This is a genomic window from Herbiconiux sp. 320_LB, from assembly GCF_059691755.1.
Map to the genome: position 1 here is coordinate 554,444 of NZ_JCAWAD010000002.1, position 21,571 is coordinate 576,014.

Here is a 21,571-nt window from a genome sequence, read left to right on the forward strand (position 1 = left end):
CGTTCCCGTCCGCGACCGCGGCCGACCCCTGGAGGCACCGTTGCCCACCATCACCACCGCCCGCGCCTATCTCGTCGACCTCGAGGTCGAGACGGTCCGCACCGACGCCGTGCAGAGCTTCGTCAAGCAGGAGACGATCTTCGTCGAGATCGCGACCGACGACGGGCTCACCGGCACCGGCTACTCCTACACGATCGGCACGGGGGGTCGCGCGGTGCTGTCGATGCTGCGCGACCACCTGATCGCGCTGCTGCCGGGTCAGGATGCCCGCGACATCGAGGCCATCTGGATGCGGCTGTTCGCCTCCACCCGGGCCACCACGACCGGGGCCATCACCTCGCTCGCCCTCGCGGCCGTCGACACGGCGCTCTGGGACCTCAAGGCCCAGCGCGCCGACGCCCCGCTCTGGCAGACGGCGGGCGGGTACCGCCGCGAGGTGCCGCTCTACGACACCGAGGGCGGATGGCTGCACCTGTCGAAGGACGAGCTGGTCGAGGGCGCGCTGGCTTCGCGCGACGCCGGCTGGGCGGGGCTGAAGATCAAGGTGGGCAGCCCGCACGTGGCCGACGACGTGGAGCGGCTCCGCGCCGTGCGCGACGCGGTGGGCGACCGGATCGACATCATGGTCGACGCGAACCAGTCGATGACCTCGGCCGAGGCCGTGCGGCGGGCGAAGGCCTTCGAGGAGCTCGAGCTGTTCTGGTTCGAGGAGCCCCTCCCCGCCGACGACGTGTCCGGCCACGTGCGGCTCGCCCGCTCGACCTCGATCCCGATCGCGGTCGGCGAGTCGATGTACTCGGTGGCCCAGTTCCGTGAGTACCTCGAGCGGGGCGCCGCCGGCATCGTGCAGGTCGACGTCGCCCGGATCGGCGGGATCACCCCGTGGCTTAAGGTCGCCCACCTCGCCGAGGCCTTCAACGTGGCGGTGTGCCCGCACTTCTTGATGGAGCTGCACGTGAGCCTGGTCGGGGCGGTGCCGAACGGCCGCTATGTCGAGCACATCCCTCAGCTGCGGGCGATCACGCACGGCGAGATGGCGATCGTCGACGGTCACGCGCTGGCCCCGGAGACCCCGGGCCTCGGCATCGACTGGAACCGCGACGCGATCGACGACCGGGTCGTGGCATGACCGCGCGGTCGGCCCCGTTCCCGGCTCTTCTCCGCTGGCTCGCCACCCCGCGGTTCGTGCTCGTGGCGATCATCGCGGTGCTCGTGATCGTGCTGATCGCCTTGAAGCCCTCGTTCTTGAACGGCGCGTTCGTGCTGGCACCGCTGATCACGAGCATCGCCATCTTCACCGTGGTGGGGCTCGCCCAGATGGTGGTGCTCTCGATCGGGCACATGAACATCGCGGTCGGCCAGATGGCGGCGTTCGGGGCGATGATCGCGGGGATCTCGTTCGATCTGTTCTCCTTCCCCCTTCTCGCCGGCATCCTGGTCGGGCTGGTGGGCGGTGCCGCGATCGGCGCGCTCACCGGTTGGATCATCGCCCGCACGGGAGTCAACTCCTTCATCGTGACGCTCGCCATGAGCTTCGCCCTGCTCGGCCTGGTGCCCACCGTGTACTCCGCACTCAGCACCGGATCGGCGTTCATCGTCAAGCCCGACGGCTTCGACCTGCTCGGCCGCACCTCGTTCGCCTCGGTCTGCCTGGCCGGCTGGTGCGGACCGGCCGCGATCCCGCTCATGGTCGTTCCGGTCGTGCTGGTGATGCTCGTGATCGGCCTGCTCTACAGCCGTACCCGGTACGGCCGGGAGCTGCTGCTCACCGGCAGCAACGTGCGGGCGGCCGAGCTCTCCGGCATCCCGACCTCGCGTCGGATCGTGCTGGCCCACACGCTCTCGGGGGTGCTGGCGGCTCTCGCGGGCATCCTGCTCGCCACCAGCATCGGTTCGTTCACCCCGTCGATCGGCGACGAGTTCATGCTGCAGTCGTTCGTCGGGCCCATCCTCGGCGGCACCCTGCTGGCCGGCGGGTACGTCTCGGTGGTCGGCACCTTCCTCGGCATCACGCTGACCCTGGTCATCCGCAAGGGGCTCGAGCTGTTCGGCGTGGGCATCGAGACGCTCAACGTGCTGCTGGGCGTGATCCTGCTCGTCGCGCTCTCGGCCGACCGGGTGCGCGAGCTGCGGCTGCGGCGCGGTCGCACGCCCGACCGTTCTCCCGACACCGCGGAGGTGCCCGCATGACCTTCTCGACCCGATCCCTGCTGCGCTCGCAGAGCACGACCCTCGTCGCCATCATCGTGCTCGGCACGATCCTGCTCGGCATCGCCTCCGGAGGCGACCTGTTCTCGCCCGTCGGGCTGCGCACCTTCTTCCAGTTCCTGGCCGTGCCCATCCTGATCGGCCTGGCCCAGATGATCACCGTCGCGGTCGGCCAGCTCAACCTCGCGGTGGGCGCCATCGGCGGTGTCGCCGCCGCCCTGGCCGCGGTGCTGATGGCCGACGCCGGACTGCCGCCGCTCGTCGGCGCCATCGTGCCGCTCGTGGTCGGCGCCCTGGCCGGGCTCGCCAACGGCTGGCTGGTGGTGCTCACCCGCATCAACGGCTTCATCGTGACGCTCGCCACCATGACGATCCTGATCGGCGCGCAGTACGCGCTGGTGAACACCCGCACCGTCGCCTCGTCGAACTGGCCGCCGCTCGCCGAGTTCGGCCGGGCCACCGTGCTCGGCATCCCGGTGATCTTCCTCCTGGCCGTGGCCGTCGCCGTGCTGGTGGCGCTCGCCTTCCGCTACACGCGGTCGGGGCGACGCCTGCTGGCCACCGGCGACAACCCCGAGGCCGCCCGGCTGATGGGGATCTCGAACGATCGCAGCGTCGTGCTCGCCCACACCGCATCCGGTCTGCTCTGCGGGGTCGCGGCCCTGGTGAGCCTCGCCTCGCTGCCCGGCGTGAACCAGAGCGTGGGCGGCGACTGGCTGCTGCCGAGCTTCGCGGCGCCGATCATCGGCGGTGTCTCGCTCACGGGCGGCACGATCGCCGTGCTCGGCACGGTGCTCGCCGCGACGGTGATCCGGCTGGTCGACACCGCCCGGGCCGAGTTCCAGCTGGCTCCGGCGTGGGTGAACTTCGTGATCGGGGCCGTCGTGCTGGGCACGGTCGCCCTCGACCGGGTGCGCCAGGTGCGCGCCGAGCGGCGGCGCGGGGCCGAACGCGCCCGGGATGCCCGCTCCGACCAGACCCTGGAGGCCGCACGATGACGATCCCCGCGCGCCCGGACACACCCACGCCCGCTGCCATGCCTGCACCGACGCCGACGCCGACGCCGACGCCCACGCTCGAGGCCGTCTCGATCTCGAAGTCCTTCCCCGGGGTGAAGGCGCTCGACCAGGTGTCGCTCCGCCTCCTACCCGGGTCGGTGCACGCACTCCTGGGCGAGAACGGCGCCGGCAAGTCCACCCTGATCAAGGCGCTGACCGGGGTGCACCGGCCGGACTCCGGCCGCATCCTGGTCGCCGGCACCGAGGTGTCGTTCGGCGACCCCGCGGCCGCCCGCGACGCGGGGATCGGGGTGGTGCACCAGGAGCGCAACGTCATCCGCGGCTTCACGGTCGCCGAGAACATCGTGCTCGGCCGGATGCCCCGCCGCGGCGGCCGCATCGACTGGGCCCGGGTGCGCGAGGAGGCCGCGGCCTGCCTGACCCAGCTGGAGGTCGACCTCGACCCCAGCACCCCTATCACCGAGCTCTCCTCGGCGCAGATGCAGCTGGTCGAGATCGCCCGCGCGCTCTACACCGAGACCCGCGTGCTGCTGCTGGACGAGCCGACCGCCTCGATCAGCGGCGCCGAGAGCGACCGGCTGTTCCGGGTGGTCGACCGGTTGCGCGACGAGGGTGCGGCGATCCTGTTCGTCAGCCACAAGCTGGATGAGGTCTACGCGCACTGCGACACCGTCACGGTGCTGCGCGACGGCCGCTCGGTGCTCGAGTCGCAACCGCTCGCGGCGCACGGCCACGACGAGATCGTCGACACGATGGTGGGCCGGGCCCTCGGCTCGCTCACCGTGCCGCCGCGACCGGCCCGGCCGACCGGACGGCCGGCTCTCGAGCTGGCCGACGTCGCCACCTCGGCCGGGCACAGCGGCATCTCGCTCGAGGTGCATCCGGGCGAGATCGTCGGCCTCTACGGTCTCGTCGGGGCGGGCCGCACCGAGCTGGCCCGGGCGATCGTGGGCCTCGAGCGGATCACCGCCGGGGAGCTGCGGGTGGAGGGGAAGCCGGTGCGCATCCGCTCGGTGCGTCAGGCGCTGCACGAGCACCGGCTGGGGTACGTGACCGAGAACCGCAAGGAGGAGGGCGTCTTCCTCGAGCAGAGCATCACTCGCAACATCGCGGTCACGGTCTGGTCGACGCTGCAGCGCGGCCCCGGCCTGATCAGCGGCCGGCGCGAGCGCGAGCTCGTCGACGGGTACGTGCGCGACCTCGACATCCGCATCTCGTCGCAGAACCAGCTCGCGGGGCGGCTCTCCGGCGGCAACCAGCAGAAGGTGTCATTGGCCAAGTGGCTCGCGGCCTCGCCGCGCATCCTGATCATCGACGAGCCGACGATCGGCATCGACCTGCGCACCAAGCGGGCCTTCTACGAACTGATCTGGAAGCTGGCCGACGAGGGCATGGCCATCCTGCTCATCTCGAGCGACCTGGCCGAGATGATCACGCTGGCCGACCGGATCGCGGTCATGGACCGGTTCGAGATCGGCGGCGAGATCGCCAACACGCACGACTACGACACGATGAGCCGGGACGTGATCCGGCTGATCCACTCGCGCGAGAGGGCGCAGCCGTGAGGTCCCGGGCCCTCCGCACCGGCCTCGAGCTGACCGAGCTCGGGCTCGGGGCCGCGCAGTTCGGCAACCTGTTCCGGGAGACCACCGAGGCCGCCTCCGTCGCGGCGGTGGAGGCGGCCTGGGCCGGCGGCATCCGTTATTTCGACACCGCCCCGCACTACGGGCTCGGTCTGTCCGAGCGCCGGCTCGGGCGGGCGCTCGCGGGGCTGCCGCGAGACGAGTACGTGCTCTCGAGCAAGGTGGGGCGGATGCTCGTGCCGAGCCCCGAGACCGCCGGCCTCCTCGACGACCAGGGCTTCGTCGTGCCGGCGGAGACCCGGCGGGTCTGGGACTTCGGTCGCGACGGCATCCTCCGCTCGATCGAGTCGAGCCTCGGCCGGCTCGGCACCGACCGGCTCGACATCGTCTACCTGCACGACCCCGACGACCACTTCGCCGCCGCCTCCACGACCGGGGTCGACACCCTCGTCGAGCTGCGCGAGCAGGGCGTGATCGGGGCGGTCGGGGCGGGGATGAACCAGGCGGCGATGCTCGCCGAGTTCGTGCGCCGCACCGACGTCGACGTCGTGATGGCCGCGGGCCGGCTGACGCTCGCCGACCAGTCCGCCCTCGACGAACTCCTGCCGCTCGCGGTCGAGCGGCGGGTCGCCGTCGTGGCGGCGGCCGCCTACAACTCGGGACTGCTCAGCGGTGACACCGTCTCGGACGACGCCTTCTACGACTACGGCCCGCCCCCCGCCGAGGTGATCGACCGCGCCCGGCGGGTGGCGGCGATCTGCGCCGAGCACGGCGTCACCCTGCCGCAGGCGGCGGTGCAGTACGCGCTGCGGCACCCGGCCGTGGTCTCGGTCGTGCTCGGGATGCGCACGGCCGCGCACGCCGCCGGCTCGCTCGAGCGCTGGGCGGCACCCGTCCCCGAGGAGCTCTGGCGCGCCCTCGACCGCGCGAACCTGGTCCCGTTCCTCCCCGGCGCGGTCGGTCAGGGCTGGCTGTAACCGACGGTGCCGTTCGAGAAGAAGGGCAGGTGCACGAGCTGGCCCGGCTGCCACGACCCGAGGTCGAGGCCGAGCAGACCCGCGTGCTGAACGAGGATCAGGACGACGGTCACGGCCGCCAGGACGATCACCGCGCGTGTGGTCCGCAGGGCCATCGACCCGAACACCACACCGAGCAGGATGATCAGGCCCTGAGCGACCGGCGACGGGGTCAGAGCGACCGAGACGCAGCCGCTCGGTGCGGTGCCGGGCCCGCGGCAGATGCCCGCAGAGGCCGTCGAGAGCGCCGTGTAGATCGCGAGCATCAGAAGCGTCGTGAGCACGATCGCGACGAGCGGCCGCGCCGGCACTCGAGCCGACTCACCAGGAGACGGGTCAGCGGGGCGCAGCGGCGCGGGGGCGGCGGGCTGCTGGGTCACGAGGCCGCGGCGGTGACGATGCCTCGGGCGAAGGCGGCCTGGCCGGCGTGCTGCAGGTCGTCGGAGACGACGCTCACGAGGCGCACCGCGAGGGTGACCGGCGGATCCCAGTTCTCGTCGACGACCCGGTCGAGATCGGCGTCGTCGAGGGTCGCCAGGTAGGCCGAGGTCGCCTCGGTCACGGCGTCGAGGTAGCCGGCGAGCGACTCGGCCGTGACGCCGGGGCCGGCCACCTGCCCGACCTCGTCGGCGCTCTGGCCGTAGCCCGTCGCATCCGGAGCGAAGGGCAGCCCGAAGCGCGCCTGCCACCCGCCCTCGTGCCAGACCTGCGCGGTGCCGGCGGCATCCGCCACATGGTCGTCCTGCACCCGCGCGAGGTGCCAGGTGAGCCAGGCGATGGTGTTCGCGCCGGGCGCCACCCGCGCCGTGAGCTGCTCGGGGGTCAGCCCCTTCAGGGTGGACCGCACGGTCGACCGGATGCGCCCGAAGGCGTCGTCGAGAACCTCGATGCTCGTCGTCATGCCCCCAGCCTAGGCACGGCCCACGGCGGGAGCACAGCTGTCGACCGGCGAAATCCCGCGCAGCTATCAGGATCTTCCCGATCGGTGCGCTTACCCTGGCGCATATGCCCGAGAGTCCCCACCGTCTCGTCAGCGCGTTCCAGCGCATCGTCGACGGCACCAAACGCCCCGTCGGCATGATGCTCGCACTCAGCGTGGCCGCCGGCCTGCTGGTCACCGTCATGGCCGTTCCCGCCGTCGCCCTGACCGGTGTCTACGCCTCGCGGTCGGTGGACGTGCTCAACACGCTCCCGGACTACATCCGCCCCACCACCCTCGCCCAGAAGTCCGAGATCTACGCGACGAACAGCGACGGCACGAACTCGCTGCTCGCGACCGTCTTCGACCAGAACCGCCAGGAGGTGGGCTGGGACGACATCTCGCAGTTCGTCAAGGATGCGGTGGTCTCGACCGAGGACCCGCGCTTCTACGAGCACTCCGGCGTCGACATCGCCTCCACCCTCCGCGCGGCCGTCGGCAACGTGGCCTCGGGCGGGGTCGAGAGCGGCGCGTCGACGATCACGATGCAGTACGTGCGCAACATCCTCGTGCAGCAGGCCGAGATGATGGACACCAAGGAGGAGCGCGACGCCGCCTACGCCGCCGCGACCACCGAGTCGGTCGACCGCAAGCTCACCGAGATGCGCCTCGCCATCGCGCTGGAGAAGCAGTACACGAAGGACGACATCCTCCTCGGCTACCTCAACATCGCCAACTTCGGCGGCTCGGTCTACGGCATCGAGGCGGCGGCGCAGTACTACTACAGCGTCAGCGCGAAAGACCTCACCCTCGCCCAGGCCGCCAGCCTCGCCGCGACCGTGAACGCCCCGAACGGGCTGCGGATCGACGAACCCGACAACGTCGCCGACAACAAGGCCCGCCGCGACGAAGACGTGCTGGCCTCGATGCTGAAGCAGAAGTCGATCACCCAGGCGCAGTACGACGAGGCGGTCGCGACCCCCGTCACGCCCCAGATCACCCAGCCGACCACGGGCTGCCAGGCCGCCCAGAACGGCGCCGCGTACTTCTGCGACTACGTGACCTACATCGTCAAGAACGACCCCACCTTCGGCGACACCGCCGACCAGCGGTGGCAGCACTTCAAGCAGGGCGGGTACAAGATCTACACCACCCTCAACACCGCGCTGCAGGCCAACGCCGACGAGACGATGAAGAAGTACGTGCCGTCGAACTCCGACGAGGCCGACCTCGGTTCCACGATCGTGACGGTCGAGCCGGGCACCGGGCGCATCCTCGCGATGGCGCAGAACACGAACTTCGACGAGGATCCGGATTCCACGGATCCCGGCGCGACCGCGATCAACTACAACACCGACATCGACTACGGCGGCTCCTCGGGCTTCCAGGTCGGCTCGACGTACAAGGTCTTCGCGCTCGCCCAGTGGCTGAAGGACGGCCACTCGCTCTCGGACCGCGTGAGCGGGAACGAGCGGGTCTGGGACACCTCCACCTTCACCAACAGCTGCGAGGAGATGGGCGGCCCCTGGGATCCCGCCAACGACGGCAGCTCGCGGCCCGGCACGATGTCGGTGCAGAGCGCCCTCACCAACTCGGTCAACAACGCCTTCGTCGCGATGACGCAGGAGATGGACCTGTGCCAGATCAAGGACACGGCCCAGGCGCTCGGCGTGCACCGGGCCGACGGCTCCGACCTCAACACGCTGCCCTCGTCGGTGCTCGGCATCAACGAGATCGCGCCGCTGACCATGGCCGCCGCCTACGCCGGCATCGCCGCGAACGGGCTCTACTGCCAGCCGGTCGCGATCGACAAGATCCTCGACCCCGAGGGCAACGACGTGACGCCGCCGCCCGCCGACTGCAAGCAGGCGCTCGACCCGGGCATCGCCGCGACCCTCGCCTACGCCATGCTCGGCCCGATCGAGAGCGGCACCGCGACGGCCTCCGACCCGGATGACGGCATCACCCACATCGGCAAGACCGGCACCACCGACAACGAGAAGGACACCTGGATGGTGGGCGCCTCGACGAAGGCCGCCACCGCGGTCTGGGTCGGCAACGTGACGGGCAACGTCTCGATGAACGACGTCTACCCGAACGACTACCTCGGGTCGAACGTGCGGCACCGCATCTGGCGGGCGGTCATGACCGCGAACGACGACACGCTCGGCGGCGGAGACTTCCCGGATCCGGAGAAGGCCCTGGTCAACGGCTCCTCGAACCGCTTCGACTCGGGTTCCGACTCGGGCTCGGGTTCCGGCTCGTCGAGCCCCTCGCCGACGCCCACCCAGGCTCCGGCGCCCGCGCCTGCGCCGACCCAGGATGCGCCGGTCACCCCCTCGACGCCGGTCGCCCCCGACCCCGCCGTGACCCCGACCCCCGCCGCCACCCCCGCGGCGGGTGCGGCGGGCACCGTCGGCGGCTAGCGCGCGGTCGGCACACCGCGGACAAGCCTGGGCCGGCTAGGACTGGGCGGAGAGCTCGGCGAGCTTCTGCTCGATCACGGTGGCGGCGTCGTCGATGAGGGCCTCGGAGATGACGACGCTCGGCAGGAAGCGGAGCACGCTGTCCCAGCTGCCCGCATCCAGCACGATCACGCCGTTCGCCGCCGCGTGGCGGATCACCGCCGTGAGCGCCTCGGGGTTCGGCTTCTTGGTGCCGGGCAGCACGAGCTCGACGCCGATCATCGCGCCCTTGCCGCGCACCTCGCCGACGATCGGGAAGCGCTCGGGCCAGTCGCCGATGCGGTCGAAGAAGGCGCGCTCGACGCGCTGGGCCTCGGCGATCAGGTCGTCGCGCTCGATCACCTCGAACACCGCGAGGGCCGCCGCGGTCGAGACCGGGTTGCCGCCGAAGGTGCCGCCGATGCCGCCGGGCTGCACCGCATCCATGATCTCGGCCCGGCCCGTGACGGCCGCGAGCGGGAAGCCGCCCGCGATGCCCTTGGCGCTCGTGATGAGGTCGGGCACGACCCCGTGGTGCTCGATCGAGTACCAGGCGCCGCTGCGGGCGATGCCGGCCTGGATCTCGTCGGCCACGAACACGATGCCGTTCTCGGCGCAGAACTCGCTGAGGCGCTTGAAGTACCCGGGAGCCGGGATCACGATGCCGCCGTCGCCCTGGATAGGCTCGACGAACAGCGCCGCCAGCTCGGTGGCGCCGATGTGGGTGACGATGTAGTCGATCGTGCGCTCGGCCGCCTCCTCACCCGTCATGCCCTCCGGGTCGCGGAAAGGGTAGCTGATCGGCACGCTGAAGATGTCGCCCGGCATGGGGCCCATGCCGGCGCGCTCGGGCCAGGGGCGGTAGGTCATGGCCATGGTGAGGTTCGTGCGCCCGTGAAACGCGTGGTCGAGCGCCGCGATCACCCGGCGGCCGGTGTACTTGCGAGCGATCTTGACCGCGTTCTCGACGGCCTCCGCGCCGGAGTTGACCAGGATCGACCGCTTCTCGAAGTCGCCGGGAGTGATCTCGGCGAGCTTCTCGGCCACCTTGAGGTAGGTCTCGTAGGGCGTGACCGTGAAGAGCGTGTGGGTCAGCTTCGACGCCTGCGCGGCAGCGGCCGCCACGACCTCAGGATGCGCGTGACCGACCGTGGTGACGCCGATGCCGCAGCCCAGGTCGATGATCTGGTTGCCGTCGACGTCGACGAGGATGGCGCCGGACCCGTGATCCATGTAGATGTCGGCGAGCGTGCCCGCGCCGCGCGACACGGCCTTGCGGCGCCGCTCGTGCAGCTCGCGCGACTTGGGGCCGGGCAGCTCGGTGACGAGCTTGCGCTCCTGCGGAACGGAGAAGGATTCGGGTGAGATGGCCATGCTTCGAGCCTACGCCGGAGGGTGTTTCGCGGCTGTTTCGGCGATCGCGGCCTTGCGCGGGCAGGAGTCGACGTGGTCGTCGACCACGCCGACGGCTTCGAGGTAGGCGTAGACGATGGTCGAGCCCACGAAGGTGAAGCCGCGCTTCTTCAGGTCTTTGCTCAGCCGGTCGGAGAGCTCGGTGGTCGCCACGAGGTCGCCCAGGCCTCGCGGGTGGTTCACGATCCGCTCGCCGCCGACCCAGCCCCAGAGGTAGTCGGCGAACGAGCCGAACTCGGCCTGCACCCGCTGGAAGGCGATCGCGTTCTTCCGGGTGCCGAAGATCTTGAGCCGATTGCGGATGATCCCCTCCTCCGTCATCAGCTCCTCCAGCCGGTCGTCGCCCAGCTGCGCGACCGCCTCGACGTCGAAGCCCTCGAAGGCGCGCTCGTAACCCGCCCGCCGGTTGAGGATCGTCGACCAGGAGAGCCCGGCCTGGGCGCCTTCGAGCACCAGCATCTCGAACAGGTGGTGGTCGTCGCGGCTCGGCACACCCCACTCGGCGTCATGGTACGCACGCATGGCGGGGATGTGGACGGCCCAGCCGCAGGTGCCGTCGTCGGGGCTCGGGCCCGCATCCGTTTCGCTCATGGGACGAGTGTGGCAGGCGCCCCCGACATCCGTCAGCCGGGATCAGCCGCCGGCGGTCGACCCGAAGCCCGACTTGCCCGACGACCCGAACCCGCTCTTCAGCGGCGCCCGGTCACCGGTCTTCGCGCCGCTCGGCGCGGGGCTGACCACGTCCGGCTGCAGCTTCGCGCCCGGCGCGGCGAACCCGCCCGACGCCACGTTCGACCAGCCCGCCACGTTGGGCGAACCCCAGCGCGACCCGGCGAAGATGATGGGGCCGAGCCACGGATGCGCGTAGTGCGCCCGCGGGTAGGCGTCGGAGGACTCGCACAGGTCTTCCGGGTTGTCGGCGATCTGCTCGCCCTGGGCCTCGAGCTGCTGGATCTGCGCGGTCACGTCGGCGATGCAGGCCTCTTTCGAGTCGTACATCGGGCGCTCGGCGTTGTCGGGGATGACGTACTTCTGGCCGTCCTCACCCTCGAGCACGATGCCCTCGTCGGTCGGCGCGCAGCCGGACAGGGCCAGCACGGCACCCGCGATCGACACCACGGCGACGCCGCGGGCGACGGCGGGCCGGCGGAGGGCGGGCCGACGGGTCGCGGCGATTCCGGAGAGGTCGAGGGAGGAGGAACGGGAGGCCATCAGGATTCCATCATCCCCCACCGGGCGGCCGTTCGTGCACGGGTGTCGATCGGTGTGCGGCGAGCCCTCAGCCGCCGAGTCGGCCGCCGGTTCGGCCGGCGGGTCAGCCGTCGATGAAGTGCGGCACGAACTCGGCGAGGTCGCCCGTGATCGGGCCGCCGGTCTCGCGCAGGTCGATGCCGGCCGGGGTCTCGCCCACGATCCAGCTGCCGATCACCGGGGTCTTGGGCTCGCCGCCCCCGGTCGTCCCGCCGCCCGCGCCGGTCGTGATCGGCGTGAACCGGGCGCGCTCCTGGTACACGAAGCCCTCGTCGCCGTACCCGCCCTCGTTCGCGGCGACCGGCGCATCCGACCCGTCGAACACGGCGACGTTGGCGCCCTCGCGACCGAGCCGGGGCTTGGAGACGTACCCGGCTCCGGTGCGACGGAGCGCATCCGGAGTCTCGAAGGCGGGCAGGAGGTTCGGGTGCCCGGGGAACAGCTCCCACAGCACGACCAGCAGCTGCTTGTTGCTGAGCAGCAGCTTCCACGCCGGCTCGACCCAGGCCGTGCGGCCGCGGGTGCCGGGGAGGAAGCCGCCGAACTGCTCGGTGATCATCCACTCCCAGGGGTAGAGCTTGAAGATGTGCCGGATCTCCTCGTCGTCGGCGTCGAGGAAGGCCTGGCGATCGACGCTGTACCGCAGCTCCTCCATGAAGACGAGCTTCGGGTCGAAGCCGGCCGCCGCCGCGGTCTCGGCCATGTAGGCGACGGTGTCGAAGTCCTCGACGATGAGCTCGGCGCCCGGCTCTCCCGTGTCGTGCAGCGAAGCGAGGTGCAGGCGGACGCCGGGGGCGAGGCCCCAGCGGGCGGTGCGGATGTGCTGCCACTGCTCGATCAGCAGCTCGTGCACCGCGTTGAACTGGTCGGCACCCGCCGGGATCGCGCCGGCGGCCTTCTGCTCCTCGAGCCACTGCCACTGGGCGGCGGCGGTCTCGACCAGGGAGGTGGGGGTGTCGGCGTTGAACTCGAGCAGCTTCACCGTCGGGGTGCGGGCGGTGCCGAAGCGGGCCGGGCGGCCCGAGAGGTCGGGCGGGCCGGCGCCGTCGTCGTAGGCGAGGTCGAAGCGGCCGTAGACGGTGGGGTCGTCCTCGTCCCAGGATGCGCGGACCAGTTCGTGGAACCGCTCCGGGATGCCGAACTCGGCGAACCGGCCGGCGCGCACGACGTGCTCGACCGCATCCATGCACCGGGCGAAGAGCTCGGCGGTGGCGGTCTCGAGCAGCGTGATCTCGGGCGGGGTGAAGACGTAGGCGGCGCCCTCGCTCCAGTAGGGGCGGCCGCCCTCGGACTCGAGGTCGTAGAAGCTGAAGCCCACGGCGTCGGCGCGCTCGCGCCAGTTCGGGCGGGGGGTCACCGTGGTGCGTCGCATGACGTGTGAGCCTACCGACAGTCCGCGCCCCGCCCCTGCCCGCGTCCCGCGCGACGCCCCCTGTCCACGGCCCGCCCGACTGTCCGCGACCCGTCAGTTGTTGTCGCTACGGAGCAGGTTTAGCGACAACAAGTGACGGGTCGCGGACAGTCGGTGGGGCCCAGGGGGCGCCGGCCCGGGGTCAGCTCAGGGCGTCGAGCTCGGCGAACTCCTCGTCGGTGAGCTCGACCGAGGCGCCCGCGACGTTCTCCTCGAGGTGCGCGACCGAGGAGGTGCCGGGGATCGGCAGCAGCACGGGCGACTTGCGCAGCAGCCACGCGAGCGCGAGCTGGCTCGGCGTGCTGCCGTGCCGCTCGGCGAGCTCGGCCAGCGGGGATCCCTCGCCCGAGAGCTTGCCGGTGGCGAGCGGGAACCACGGGATGAACCCGATGCCCTCGGCCTCGGCGTACTCCAGCAGGGCCGACGACTTGCGGTTCGTCAGGTTGAACAGGTTCTGCACCGACACGATCTCGGCGACCTCGCGGGCGGCCTTCACCTCGTCGACCGACACCTCGGAGAGCCCGATGTGACGTACCTTGCCCTCGTCCTGCAGCGCCTTGAGCTCGCCGATCTGGTCTTCCAGCGGCACCTTCGGGTCGATGCGGTGCAGCTGCAGCAGGTCGATGCGGTCGACGCCGAGGTGGCGCAGGTTGAGCTCGGTCTGCTGGCGCAGGTACTCCGGGCGGCCGACCGGGATCCACTCGTTCGGCCCCTGACGGGTGAAGCCGACCTTCGTGGCGATGACGAGGTCGTCGGCGTAGGGGTGGAGGGCCTCGCGGATGAACGCGTCGGTCACGAACGGACCGTACGCATCCGCGGTGTCGATCAGGTTCACACCGAGCTCGACGGCCCGGCGCAGCACGGCCACGGGGGCCTCACGATCGTCGGGCCAGCCCCAGACCCCCTTGCCGGTGAGCTGCATCGTGCCGAAGCCGAGGCGGTTGACGGTGAGGTCGCCCCCGATGGTGAAGGTTCCGGATGCCTCTGCCGGCAGTGCGTTCGCTGAATCAGTCATACGGTCAGTCAACTCCGGTCGGCGCATCCGTGTTCCGGATGCCTGTTCGCTCTGCGCGCATCCCTGGGCAGACTGAGGGCATGAAGATCACCGACACGAGCGACCTGTGGTGGAAGAACGCCGTCGTGTACTGCCTCGACGTGGAGACCTACCTCGACTGGAACGGCGACGGGGTGGGCGACTTCACCGGCCTCGCGAACCGCATCGACTACCTCGCCGAGCTCGGCGTGACCTGCCTCTGGCTGATGCCGTTCTATCCCACGCCCGATCGCGACGATGGCTACGACATCGTCGACTTCTACGGCGTCGACCCGCGGCTCGGCCACTTCGGCGACCTGGTGGAGGTGATCCGGATCGCGCGCGACCGGGGCATCCGGGTGATCGCCGATCTCGTGATCAACCACACCTCCGACCGGCATCCGTGGTTCAAGGCGGCTCGCTCGAGCCGCGACAACCCCTACCGCGACTACTACGTCTGGCGCGACGAACCGCTCGACGACGGCGAGCCGGTGTTCCCCGACCAGGAGTCGAGCAACTGGGAGCTCGACGAGAAGACCGGGCAGTACTACCAGCACGTGTTCTACAAGCACCAGCCCGACCTCAACATCACCAATCCGCTCGTGCGCGACGAGATCGCGAAGATCATGGGGTTCTGGCTGCAGCTGGGGCTCTCGGGGTTCCGGGTGGACGCGGTGCCGTTCCTGCTCGACGAGAGCGGCGTGGTGGGCGGCTCGGAGCTGCTGCCCGACCCGCACGCCTACCTGCGCTCGCTGCGGTCGTTCCTAGGCCGGCGATCCGGCGAGGGCGTGCTGCTCGGCGAGGTGAACCTGGAGCGCGCCGATCAGGAGCTGTTCTTCGGCGGCGCCGAGGGCGACGAGCTCACGATGCAGTTCGACTTCATCTCGATGCAGAACCTCTACCTCGCGCTGGCGCGACAGGATGCGGCGCCGCTGGTCGCCGCGCTGCTCTCGAGGCCGGCGGGCTCACCCGACTCGCAGTGGGCGAACTTCGTGCGCAACCACGACGAGCTCACCCTCGACAAGCTGAGCGACGCCGAGCGGGCCGAGGTGTTCGCGGCCTTCGGGCCCGAGGAGCGGATGCAGGTCTACGGCCGCGGGCTGGTGCGACGGCTGCCGCCGATGCTCGACGGGGATCCCCGACGCATCCGGCTGGTCTACAGCCTGCTGTTCTCGATGCCCGGCACCCCGGTGCTGTTCTACGGCGAGGAGATCGGCATGGGCGAGAACCTCGAGGCCGAGGGGCGGATGGCGGTGCGCACGCCGATGCAGTGGACGCCCGGGCCGAACGGCGGTTTCTCGACCGCGCGCCCCTCGCGCCTCCGCAACGCCCTCGTCTCGGGCGGCTACGGGCCCGAGCACGTGAACGTGGAGACGCAGCGGCGCGACCCCGACTCGCTGTACTCCTTCATCCGGATGCTCGTGCAGCACTACCGCAACGCCCCCGAGCTGGGCTGGGGAGCGTTCACGGTGATCGAGGGCACGCCCTCGTCGGTGCTCGCCCACACCCTCTCGTGGGACGGGCGGACGGTGCTGCTGGTGCACAACTTCTCGCCGACGCCGGTCGACGTGCCGCTGGCGCTCGGCCGCGACCTGGCCGGCTGCCGCGTGAACCGGCTCCTCGGAGCCGAGACGGGCCGGCTGCCGGTCGCCGGGCCGCTCGCGCTCGACGACGCGGGCCGGATGACCGTGCCACTCGAGGGCTACGGCTTCGAGTGGTTGCGGGTGATCGCCCCCGGCGACGAGCTCCAGTACTGAGAGGAGGAACCGATGGAATTCACCGACGTGATCGAGACGGTCGGGCGGGTGATCGACGCCTCCGGGGTCATCGCGATCGTGGTGGGGGCGCTGTTCGCCGCCGTGAACGCATTGGTGCGGGGCATCCGTGGGGTGCGGCCGGTCTACACGCAGTTCAGGCGCATCCTCGGGCGGGCCATCCTGCTCGGGCTCGAGCTGCTGGTGGCGGCCGACATCATCCGCACCGTCGCCGTGACGCCGACGCTCGAGAACGTGGCCGTGCTGGGCGCGATCGTGCTCATCCGCACGTTCTTGAGCTTCTCGCTCGAGCTCGAGATCACGGGGCGGTGGCCATGGCAGAAGGCCCCGGGGACGGAGGGATCCGACCGCGATGGGGACTCTCAGCTCGCCGAGGCCTCCGAGCCGGCCGCCGGCTCGGCGGACCGCCCCGCCGCGATCAGGCGGGAGTGACGGGCTCCAGGCGCACGGTGCCGTCGGCGTCGACGCTCCAGCCGGGGTTGTACGCGATCTCCCAGACCACCCCGTTCGGGTCGGCGACGTGCCCGTGGTACCCGCCGAAGGCCGCCGCCTGCGGTCGCTTGCGGAGGACGCCGCCGGCCTCGAGCATCCGCTCGGCGACCGCGTCGACCTCGTCGGGCGAGCCGACGTTGTGCGAGAGGGTGAGCCCCTCGACCCGGGTGGGCTCGGGATCGGGCAGCTGCGAGACCCCGCCGTCGAGGTCGGCGTCGAAGGCGCGCGCCTCGAAGAGGCCGAGCACCACGCCGTGGCCGACCCGGAAGAACAGGATCTCGCCCGGCACGTCGACGAGCGGCTGCCAGCCGAGGCCGTCGCGGTAGAAGGCCCGCGCCGCGTCGAGGTCGGGGGTGGCCAGGGTGATGAAGTCGACTCTCTTCTGCATGACTCCAGCTTGGCCGCCGGACGGCGACGGTGGAACCCGCTGCTCAGACCGCCTGCGCGAACGCCCCCGGCGTCTCGGCCGCCTCGGCGAGCGCCGCGAGCGCGGGCGGCACGGCCCAGCCCTTGCGCTGCATCGACTGCGCCCACAGCCGCCCGGCACGGTACGACGAGCGCACCAGCGGGCCCGCGAGCACCCCGAGGAAGCCGATCTGCTCGGCCTCCTCCTTGATCTCGACGAATTCCTCCGGCCGCACCCACGACGCCACCGGCAGGTGCCGCGGCGAGGGCCGCAGGTACTGCGTGACCGTGATGATGTCGGTGCCGGCGTCGTGCAGATCCTGCAGCGCCTGCGAGATCTCGTCGCGGGTCTCGCCCATCCCGAGGATGAGGTTCGACTTGGTGATCAGCCGCGCATCCCGGGCCCGGCTCAGCACGTCGAGCGAGCGCTCGTACCGGAACGCGGGGCGGATGCGCTTGAAGATGCGCGGCACCGTCTCGACGTTGTGGGCGAAGACCTCGGGGCGCGAGTCGAACACCTCGGCGAGGAGCGCCGGGTCGCCCGAGAAGTCGGTGGCGAGGAGCTCGACCCCCGTGCCGGGGTTCAGCGCGTGGATGCGCCGCACGGTCTCGGCGTGCAGCCACGCTCCCCCGTCGGGCAGGTCGTCGCGCGCGACCCCGGTGACGGTGGCGTAGCGCAGTGCCATCGACCGCACCGACTCGGCCACCCGGCGTGGTTCGTCGGTGTCGTAGTCGGCGGGCCTGCCGGTGTCGATCTGGCAGAAGTCGCACCGGCGGGTGCACTGCGAGCCGCCGATCAGGAAGGTCGCCTCGCGATCCTCCCAGCACTCGAAGATGTTCGGGCAGCCGGCCTCCTGGCAGACCGTGTGCAGCTCCTGCGTCTTCACCAGCTTCTGCAGCTGCTGGTACTCGGGGCCGAAGCGGGCCTTGGTCTTGATCCACTCGGGCTTGCGCTCGATCGGGGTCTCGGCGTTGCGCACCTCGAGCCGCAGCAGGCGGCGGCCGCCGGGCCCGCCCTCGGCGCTCATCGCCCGACCCCGGATGCGGTGGGCCGCGCGAACAGCGACTCCGCCGTCTGCCACGCCTTCCGCGCCTGGGTCTCCAGCGGCGACTCGAAGCGCTCGCGCACCAGTGCGGCCGCATCGGCGGGCCGGATGCTCCGCCCCAGCAGCGCGCTCAGCGTCGTCACGCCCGCATCCCGGATCCCGCAGGCCACGATCCGGTCGTAGGGGGCGAGGTCGTTGTCGCAGTTCAGTGCGAAGCCGTGAGTGGTGACGCCGGAGGCGACACGGATGCCGATCGCCCCGATCTTCGCCGACCGCCCGTCGACGTCGACCCAGACGCCCGAGCGCCCCTCGACCCGGTGCGCGCCGAGCGCCGCGCCGCCCGGGATCGCGGCGATCACGTCGAGCAGCAGCTGTTCGAGCATCCGCACGTAGGCGACCACGTCGACCGGCTGCGGCAGTCGCACGATCGGGTAGCCCACCAGCTGGCCGGGGCCGTGCCAGGTGATCTTACCACCCCGGTCGACGTCGACGACGGGGGTGCCGTCGGCCGGACGCTCGGAATCCTCGGTGCGACGGCCCGCGGTGTACACGGCCTCGTGCTCGAGCAGCACCAGCGTGTCGGGGGCGTCGCCCGCGACGACGCGGTCGTGGAGGTGCGTCTGCAGCGCGAGCCCCTCGGCGTAGGGCACGAGTCGCTGCCCCAGTCCTTCGATGACGATCTCGGTCATGACCCGAGGGTAGCGTTAATTGGACTCCGACCATAAAAGGTTTGCAGCCGTTCTTACGTGCGCGCCATCACCAGGGAGGCCCGAGGTTTCACTCACCGTCAAGAACGACGGTTCTTGACGCACCGATCGGCCGAAAGGCCCCCAGAACAATCGCGTCGGGATGCGATCCTGACATCATGTCCGACCGCATCACCCTCCGCTTCCTCGCCGCCCCGCAAGACGCCGCGACCGGCGGCACGACCGTGGCGGCCGGCCGCGTGCTGGAGTGGATCGACAAGGCGGGCTTCGCCTGCGCCGTCGGCTGGAGCGCGAGCTACTGCGTCACCGCCTACGTCGGCAACGTGCAGTTCACCCGCCCGATCGCGGCCGGCGAGCTGATCGAGGCGAACGCCCGCATCATCCAGACCGGCCGCACGAGCATGCAGGTGCTGGTCACGGTGGGGGCGGCGGATGTGCGGAGCCGCCGGTTCACCCCCGCGACCCACTGCATCCTGGTCTTCGTCGCGGTCGACGCCGAGGGCTCACCGGTCGCGGTGCCGCCCTGGTCGCCGATGGACGACACCGACCGGATGCTGCACGAACGCGCCGAGGAACGGCTGGCGCCCCGGCGCGCGATCCGCGACGCCATGCAGCAGCAGACCTATTCGGCGGAAGGGACCACTCCGCGCACCGTGTTCCGCTTTCTCGCCGCGCCCGCGGACGCGAACTACGGCGGCAACGCGCACGGCGGCACCGTGCTGCGCTGGATCGACGAGACCGCGTTCGCCTGCGCCGCCAACTGGTCCGGCGAGGCGGCAGTCGCCGTGTACTCCGGCGGCATCCACTTCTACCGGCCGATCCGCATCGGGCACATCGTCGAGGTGGATGCGCGGCTGATCCACACCGGCTCCCGCAGCATGCACGTCGCGGTGCACGTGCGGTCGGGGTCGCCCCGGCGGCCCGAGGAGCTCGAGCTGACCACGCAGTGCATGAGCATCTTCGTCGACCCCGGGGCCGACGGGCGCGCGCTGCCGGTGCGGGCGCTGCCGCTGGTCTCGGAGGAGGACCGGCGGCTCGACGCCCATGCCCGGGAGCTGATCCGGATGCGGGCCGACCTCGAGGCGCTTCCGGTCGCGGCGCTCGCCTGAATCGACGGGAGGGCGCCGACGGGAGGGCGCCGACGCGTGCGGGCCGCGCCGCCCACCCGGCCCCGCATCCGCCCGCCCCGCCCCGCATCCGCTCGCCTGAGCCCCGGTCGCTACTCTTAGCTGGCGCATAGCTGCGCTCGTTAGCATCGCGCTGCAGCGATCCGCCCGCACGACAGGAGCATCCCCGGTATGAGCCCCGCCACCTCGGACAAGAGCATCTACGACGGCCTCTCGAAGAAGGACCGCCAGGCGCTCAACCGGGAGCTGAACCGGATCAAGCGCGAGGAGGAGCGGAAGCGCCGGAAGCGCAACCGGATCATCCTGGTCACCAGCCTGATCGTGGCGGCCCTCGCGGTGATCGCGATCGTCGGGCTGGTGGTGTTCAACAGCATCCGGGCCACCTTCGTCGGGCCGGCGAACATGCTCTCCGACGGCATCCTCTTCACCGGCGACGGCACGAACGTCACGGCGACCAAGACGGCCGCCATCCAGCCCGACGCCCAGCCGGTGGCGAACGACCTCGACACCTCGACGGTGCTGCGGATGACGGAGTACGTCGACTACTCCAGCCCCGACGTCGCCACCTTCGAGACCACGAACGGCGCCTCGCTGCAGTCGTACGTCTCGGCCGGCTACGCGAGCCTCGAGCTGCATCCGGTGGCGCTCGAGGGCGCCGACAGCTACGCGGGGCGCGCCGCGAACGCGGTGGCCTGTGTGGCGAACACGGTTCCGGATGCGGTGCTCGCGGTGCACAACTCGCTGGTCACCGCGCAGAAGACGCTTCCCGACGGCGGGCTGAGCAACGACGACCTGGTCGGGCTCGTCGAGACCGCGGGGGTCAAGAACGACACGGTGTCGTCGTGCATCCGGGGCAACGACTTCTCGGACTGGGTCACGGATGCGACCGACCGCGCCAAGGCGTCCATCCCGAACTCCGATGTGACGGCGCTCTCGACGGTGCCGCTGCTCGTGGTCGACGGCACGGCGTACACCGGTGCGCTCGACGATGCGGATGCGCTGTCGACGTTCATCACGGACGTGTTCACGGCGGCCTCGGGTGGTGCGGACGCGGGCGACGACGGATCGGGCGCCGATGGGGCAGGCACCGATGGTTCGGGCACCGATGGGGCGGGCACCACGGGTGACGGGGCCGGTACGACCGACGGCACCGGGACGGCTCCCACCGACGGCACGGGGACCGACGGCACGGGAACCGACAGCACGGGAACCGACGACGGGACGGCCCCCTCCGGCCAATAGTGCGAGATGCTTGGCCGCAAACGATCCGACCGATCGAGGAGACACCGATGAAGTACATGCTGATCATGCGCAACACCGCCGAATCGCTCGAGGCCGCCCAGGGTCTCGACTTCGAGCAGGTCATCAACGCGATGGGCGCGTTCAACGAGTCGATGATCACCGCCGGCGTGCTCACGGGCGGCGACGGGCTGACGGATGCCGCCGACGGGCAGGTCGTCGAGTTCACCGACGGAGCCCCGATCGTGACCGACGGCCCCTACGGCAAGGTGCACGAGCTGTTCAACGGCTACTGGGTCGTCGAGGCGGGGTCGAAGCAGGAGGCGCTGGAGTGGGCGCTGCGGGCGCCGCTCACCCCCGGGCAGAAGCTCGAGGTGCGCCGCATCACGGATGCCAGCGACTTCGCGGAGTTCGCCGAGAACGAGTTCGTGAAGAAGGAGGAGGGCTGGCGCGCCGACCAGGACGGCTCGCCCGCGCTCTAAA

General features: G+C 71.0%; 21 protein-coding genes. 11 read left to right on the plus strand and 10 right to left on the minus strand.

Going from position 1 to position 21,571, the window contains the following annotated elements:
- Window positions 1–40: 40 nt before the first annotated feature.
- The 5 genes from AC59HU_RS06665 to AC59HU_RS06685 are packed head-to-tail and all read left to right on the plus strand — an operon-like array spanning window position 41 to window position 5,787.
- Window positions 41–1,129, plus strand: coding sequence for a mandelate racemase/muconate lactonizing enzyme family protein (locus tag AC59HU_RS06665; protein ID WP_497222591.1), 1,089 nt, complete (start codon window positions 41–43; stop codon window positions 1,127–1,129).
- A complete protein-coding gene (locus tag AC59HU_RS06670) occupies window positions 1,126–2,190 on the plus strand; it encodes an ABC transporter permease (RefSeq protein ID WP_497222592.1) in 1,065 nt (354 codons plus the stop codon). Before AC59HU_RS06665 ends, AC59HU_RS06670 begins: the two co-directional genes overlap by 4 nt.
- A complete protein-coding gene (locus AC59HU_RS06675; RefSeq protein ID WP_497222593.1) occupies window positions 2,187–3,206 on the plus strand; it encodes an ABC transporter permease in 1,020 nt (339 codons plus the stop codon). Before AC59HU_RS06670 ends, AC59HU_RS06675 begins: the two co-directional genes overlap by 4 nt.
- Window positions 3,207–3,244: 38 nt before the next feature.
- Window positions 3,245–4,792 (plus strand): sugar ABC transporter ATP-binding protein, encoded by a 1,548-nt coding sequence (locus AC59HU_RS06680; RefSeq protein WP_497222594.1) that lies wholly within the window; start codon window positions 3,245–3,247, stop codon window positions 4,790–4,792.
- Window positions 4,789–5,787 (plus strand): aldo/keto reductase, encoded by a 999-nt coding sequence (locus tag AC59HU_RS06685; protein WP_497222595.1) that lies wholly within the window; start codon window positions 4,789–4,791, stop codon window positions 5,785–5,787. The genes AC59HU_RS06680 and AC59HU_RS06685 overlap by 4 nt, the downstream gene beginning before the upstream one ends.
- On the opposite strand, the gene AC59HU_RS06690 is transcribed toward AC59HU_RS06685, so the two are convergent.
- Both AC59HU_RS06690 and AC59HU_RS06695 read right to left on the minus strand, forming a co-directional pair.
- Window positions 5,772–6,137, minus strand: a complete 366-nt coding sequence (locus AC59HU_RS06690) for a hypothetical protein (RefSeq protein WP_497222596.1) — start codon at window positions 6,135–6,137, stop codon at window positions 5,772–5,774. The genes AC59HU_RS06685 and AC59HU_RS06690 overlap by 16 nt on opposite strands.
- 65 nt (window positions 6,138–6,202) lie before the next feature.
- Entirely contained in the window at window positions 6,203–6,727 is a 525-nt protein-coding gene (locus AC59HU_RS06695) for a mycothiol transferase (protein ID WP_497222597.1), read from the minus strand.
- A 104-nt stretch (window positions 6,728–6,831) separates the two neighbouring features.
- Here AC59HU_RS06695 and AC59HU_RS06700 point away from each other — a divergent pair, with 104 nt between their 5' ends.
- Window positions 6,832–9,171: a transglycosylase domain-containing protein gene (locus tag AC59HU_RS06700; RefSeq protein WP_497222598.1), complete on the plus strand. Its 2,340-nt coding sequence runs from the start codon at window positions 6,832–6,834 to the stop codon at window positions 9,169–9,171.
- A 36-nt stretch (window positions 9,172–9,207) separates the two neighbouring features.
- Here the strand turns inward: AC59HU_RS06700 and AC59HU_RS06705 are convergent, their stop codons facing one another.
- The 5 genes from AC59HU_RS06705 to AC59HU_RS06725 form a co-directional block, all read right to left on the minus strand.
- Window positions 9,208–10,563: an aminotransferase class III-fold pyridoxal phosphate-dependent enzyme gene (locus AC59HU_RS06705; RefSeq protein ID WP_497222599.1), complete on the minus strand. Its 1,356-nt coding sequence runs from the start codon at window positions 10,561–10,563 to the stop codon at window positions 9,208–9,210.
- Window positions 10,564–10,572: 9 nt separating this feature from the next.
- Entirely contained in the window at window positions 10,573–11,193 is a 621-nt protein-coding gene (locus AC59HU_RS06710) for a DNA-3-methyladenine glycosylase I (protein WP_497222600.1), read from the minus strand.
- Between the two features lie 42 nt (window positions 11,194–11,235).
- Window positions 11,236–11,814, minus strand: coding sequence for a hypothetical protein (locus AC59HU_RS06715; protein ID WP_497222601.1), 579 nt, complete (start codon window positions 11,812–11,814; stop codon window positions 11,236–11,238).
- 103 nt (window positions 11,815–11,917) lie between these two features.
- The gene (locus AC59HU_RS06720) at window positions 11,918–13,225 is read right to left on the minus strand and encodes a glutathionylspermidine synthase family protein (protein WP_497222602.1); all 1,308 of its coding nucleotides are present in this window, start codon (window positions 13,223–13,225) and stop codon (window positions 11,918–11,920) included.
- A 181-nt stretch (window positions 13,226–13,406) separates the two neighbouring features.
- The gene (locus AC59HU_RS06725; protein ID WP_497222603.1) at window positions 13,407–14,279 is read right to left on the minus strand and encodes an aldo/keto reductase; all 873 of its coding nucleotides are present in this window, start codon (window positions 14,277–14,279) and stop codon (window positions 13,407–13,409) included.
- 80 nt (window positions 14,280–14,359) lie between these two features.
- Between AC59HU_RS06725 and AC59HU_RS06730 the strand changes: the two genes are divergently transcribed.
- Window positions 14,360–16,054: an alpha-amylase family protein gene (locus tag AC59HU_RS06730; RefSeq protein ID WP_497222604.1), complete on the plus strand. Its 1,695-nt coding sequence runs from the start codon at window positions 14,360–14,362 to the stop codon at window positions 16,052–16,054.
- A gap of 12 nt (window positions 16,055–16,066) precedes the next feature.
- Window positions 16,067–16,504 carry a DUF1622 domain-containing protein gene (locus tag AC59HU_RS06735; RefSeq protein WP_497222605.1) on the plus strand — a complete coding sequence of 146 codons (438 nt, stop codon included), beginning with the start codon at window positions 16,067–16,069 and terminating at the stop codon, window positions 16,502–16,504.
- Here AC59HU_RS06735 and AC59HU_RS06740 read toward each other — a convergent pair.
- From AC59HU_RS06740 to lipB, 3 genes are read right to left on the minus strand one after another with little or no spacing between them, the layout of a single operon-like run.
- Complete coding sequence (locus tag AC59HU_RS06740; RefSeq protein WP_497222606.1) at window positions 16,491–16,952, minus strand: VOC family protein; 462 nt, start codon at window positions 16,950–16,952, stop codon at window positions 16,491–16,493. The genes AC59HU_RS06735 and AC59HU_RS06740 overlap by 14 nt on opposite strands.
- Before the next feature lie 43 nt (window positions 16,953–16,995).
- On the minus strand, window positions 16,996–17,997 hold the full coding sequence (gene lipA, locus AC59HU_RS06745) for a lipoyl synthase (protein WP_497222607.1): 1,002 nt from the start codon (window positions 17,995–17,997) through the stop codon (window positions 16,996–16,998).
- Window positions 17,994–18,704, minus strand: a complete 711-nt coding sequence (lipB, locus tag AC59HU_RS06750) for a lipoyl(octanoyl) transferase LipB (RefSeq protein ID WP_497222608.1) — start codon at window positions 18,702–18,704, stop codon at window positions 17,994–17,996. Before lipB ends, lipA begins: the two co-directional genes overlap by 4 nt.
- A gap of 176 nt (window positions 18,705–18,880) precedes the next feature.
- Here lipB and AC59HU_RS06755 point away from each other — a divergent pair, with 176 nt between their 5' ends.
- The 3 genes from AC59HU_RS06755 (at window position 18,881) to AC59HU_RS06765 (ending at window position 21,570) form a co-directional block, all read left to right on the plus strand.
- Entirely contained in the window at window positions 18,881–19,831 is a 951-nt protein-coding gene (locus tag AC59HU_RS06755) for an acyl-CoA thioesterase (RefSeq protein ID WP_497222609.1), read from the plus strand.
- A gap of 189 nt (window positions 19,832–20,020) precedes the next feature.
- Entirely contained in the window at window positions 20,021–21,091 is a 1,071-nt protein-coding gene (locus AC59HU_RS06760; protein ID WP_497222610.1) for a DsbA family protein, read from the plus strand.
- A gap of 47 nt (window positions 21,092–21,138) precedes the next feature.
- On the plus strand, window positions 21,139–21,570 hold the full coding sequence (locus AC59HU_RS06765) for a YciI family protein (RefSeq protein WP_497222611.1): 432 nt from the start codon (window positions 21,139–21,141) through the stop codon (window positions 21,568–21,570).
- Window position 21,571: the final 1 nt, after the last annotated feature.

Bases quoted from the DNA above. Each gene is read 5' to 3' on its own strand.
- lipB (WP_497222608.1), bottom strand. From the start codon at position 18,704: ATGACCGAGATCGTCATCGAAGGACTGGGGCAGCGACTCGTGCCCTAC.
- AC59HU_RS06670 (WP_497222592.1), top strand. From the start codon at position 1,126: ATGACCGCGCGGTCGGCCCCGTTCCCGGCTCTTCTCCGCTGGCTCGCC.
- AC59HU_RS06725 (WP_497222603.1), bottom strand. From the start codon at position 14,279: ATGACTGATTCAGCGAACGCACTGCCGGCAGAGGCATCCGGAACCTTC.
- AC59HU_RS06705 (WP_497222599.1), bottom strand. From the start codon at position 10,563: ATGGCCATCTCACCCGAATCCTTCTCCGTTCCGCAGGAGCGCAAGCTC.
- AC59HU_RS06735 (WP_497222605.1), top strand. From the start codon at position 16,067: ATGGAATTCACCGACGTGATCGAGACGGTCGGGCGGGTGATCGACGCC.
- AC59HU_RS06695 (WP_497222597.1), bottom strand. From the start codon at position 6,727: ATGACGACGAGCATCGAGGTTCTCGACGACGCCTTCGGGCGCATCCGG.
- lipA (WP_497222607.1), bottom strand. From the start codon at position 17,997: ATGAGCGCCGAGGGCGGGCCCGGCGGCCGCCGCCTGCTGCGGCTCGAG.
- AC59HU_RS06700 (WP_497222598.1), top strand. From the start codon at position 6,832: ATGCCCGAGAGTCCCCACCGTCTCGTCAGCGCGTTCCAGCGCATCGTC.
- AC59HU_RS06675 (WP_497222593.1), top strand. From the start codon at position 2,187: ATGACCTTCTCGACCCGATCCCTGCTGCGCTCGCAGAGCACGACCCTC.
- AC59HU_RS06730 (WP_497222604.1), top strand. From the start codon at position 14,360: ATGAAGATCACCGACACGAGCGACCTGTGGTGGAAGAACGCCGTCGTG.
- AC59HU_RS06710 (WP_497222600.1), bottom strand. From the start codon at position 11,193: ATGAGCGAAACGGATGCGGGCCCGAGCCCCGACGACGGCACCTGCGGC.
- AC59HU_RS06765 (WP_497222611.1), top strand. From the start codon at position 21,139: ATGAAGTACATGCTGATCATGCGCAACACCGCCGAATCGCTCGAGGCC.
- AC59HU_RS06760 (WP_497222610.1), top strand. From the start codon at position 20,021: ATGAGCCCCGCCACCTCGGACAAGAGCATCTACGACGGCCTCTCGAAG.
- AC59HU_RS06720 (WP_497222602.1), bottom strand. From the start codon at position 13,225: ATGCGACGCACCACGGTGACCCCCCGCCCGAACTGGCGCGAGCGCGCC.
- AC59HU_RS06715 (WP_497222601.1), bottom strand. From the start codon at position 11,814: ATGGCCTCCCGTTCCTCCTCCCTCGACCTCTCCGGAATCGCCGCGACC.
- AC59HU_RS06740 (WP_497222606.1), bottom strand. From the start codon at position 16,952: ATGCAGAAGAGAGTCGACTTCATCACCCTGGCCACCCCCGACCTCGAC.
- AC59HU_RS06755 (WP_497222609.1), top strand. From the start codon at position 18,881: ATGTCCGACCGCATCACCCTCCGCTTCCTCGCCGCCCCGCAAGACGCC.
- AC59HU_RS06680 (WP_497222594.1), top strand. From the start codon at position 3,245: ATGCCTGCACCGACGCCGACGCCGACGCCGACGCCCACGCTCGAGGCC.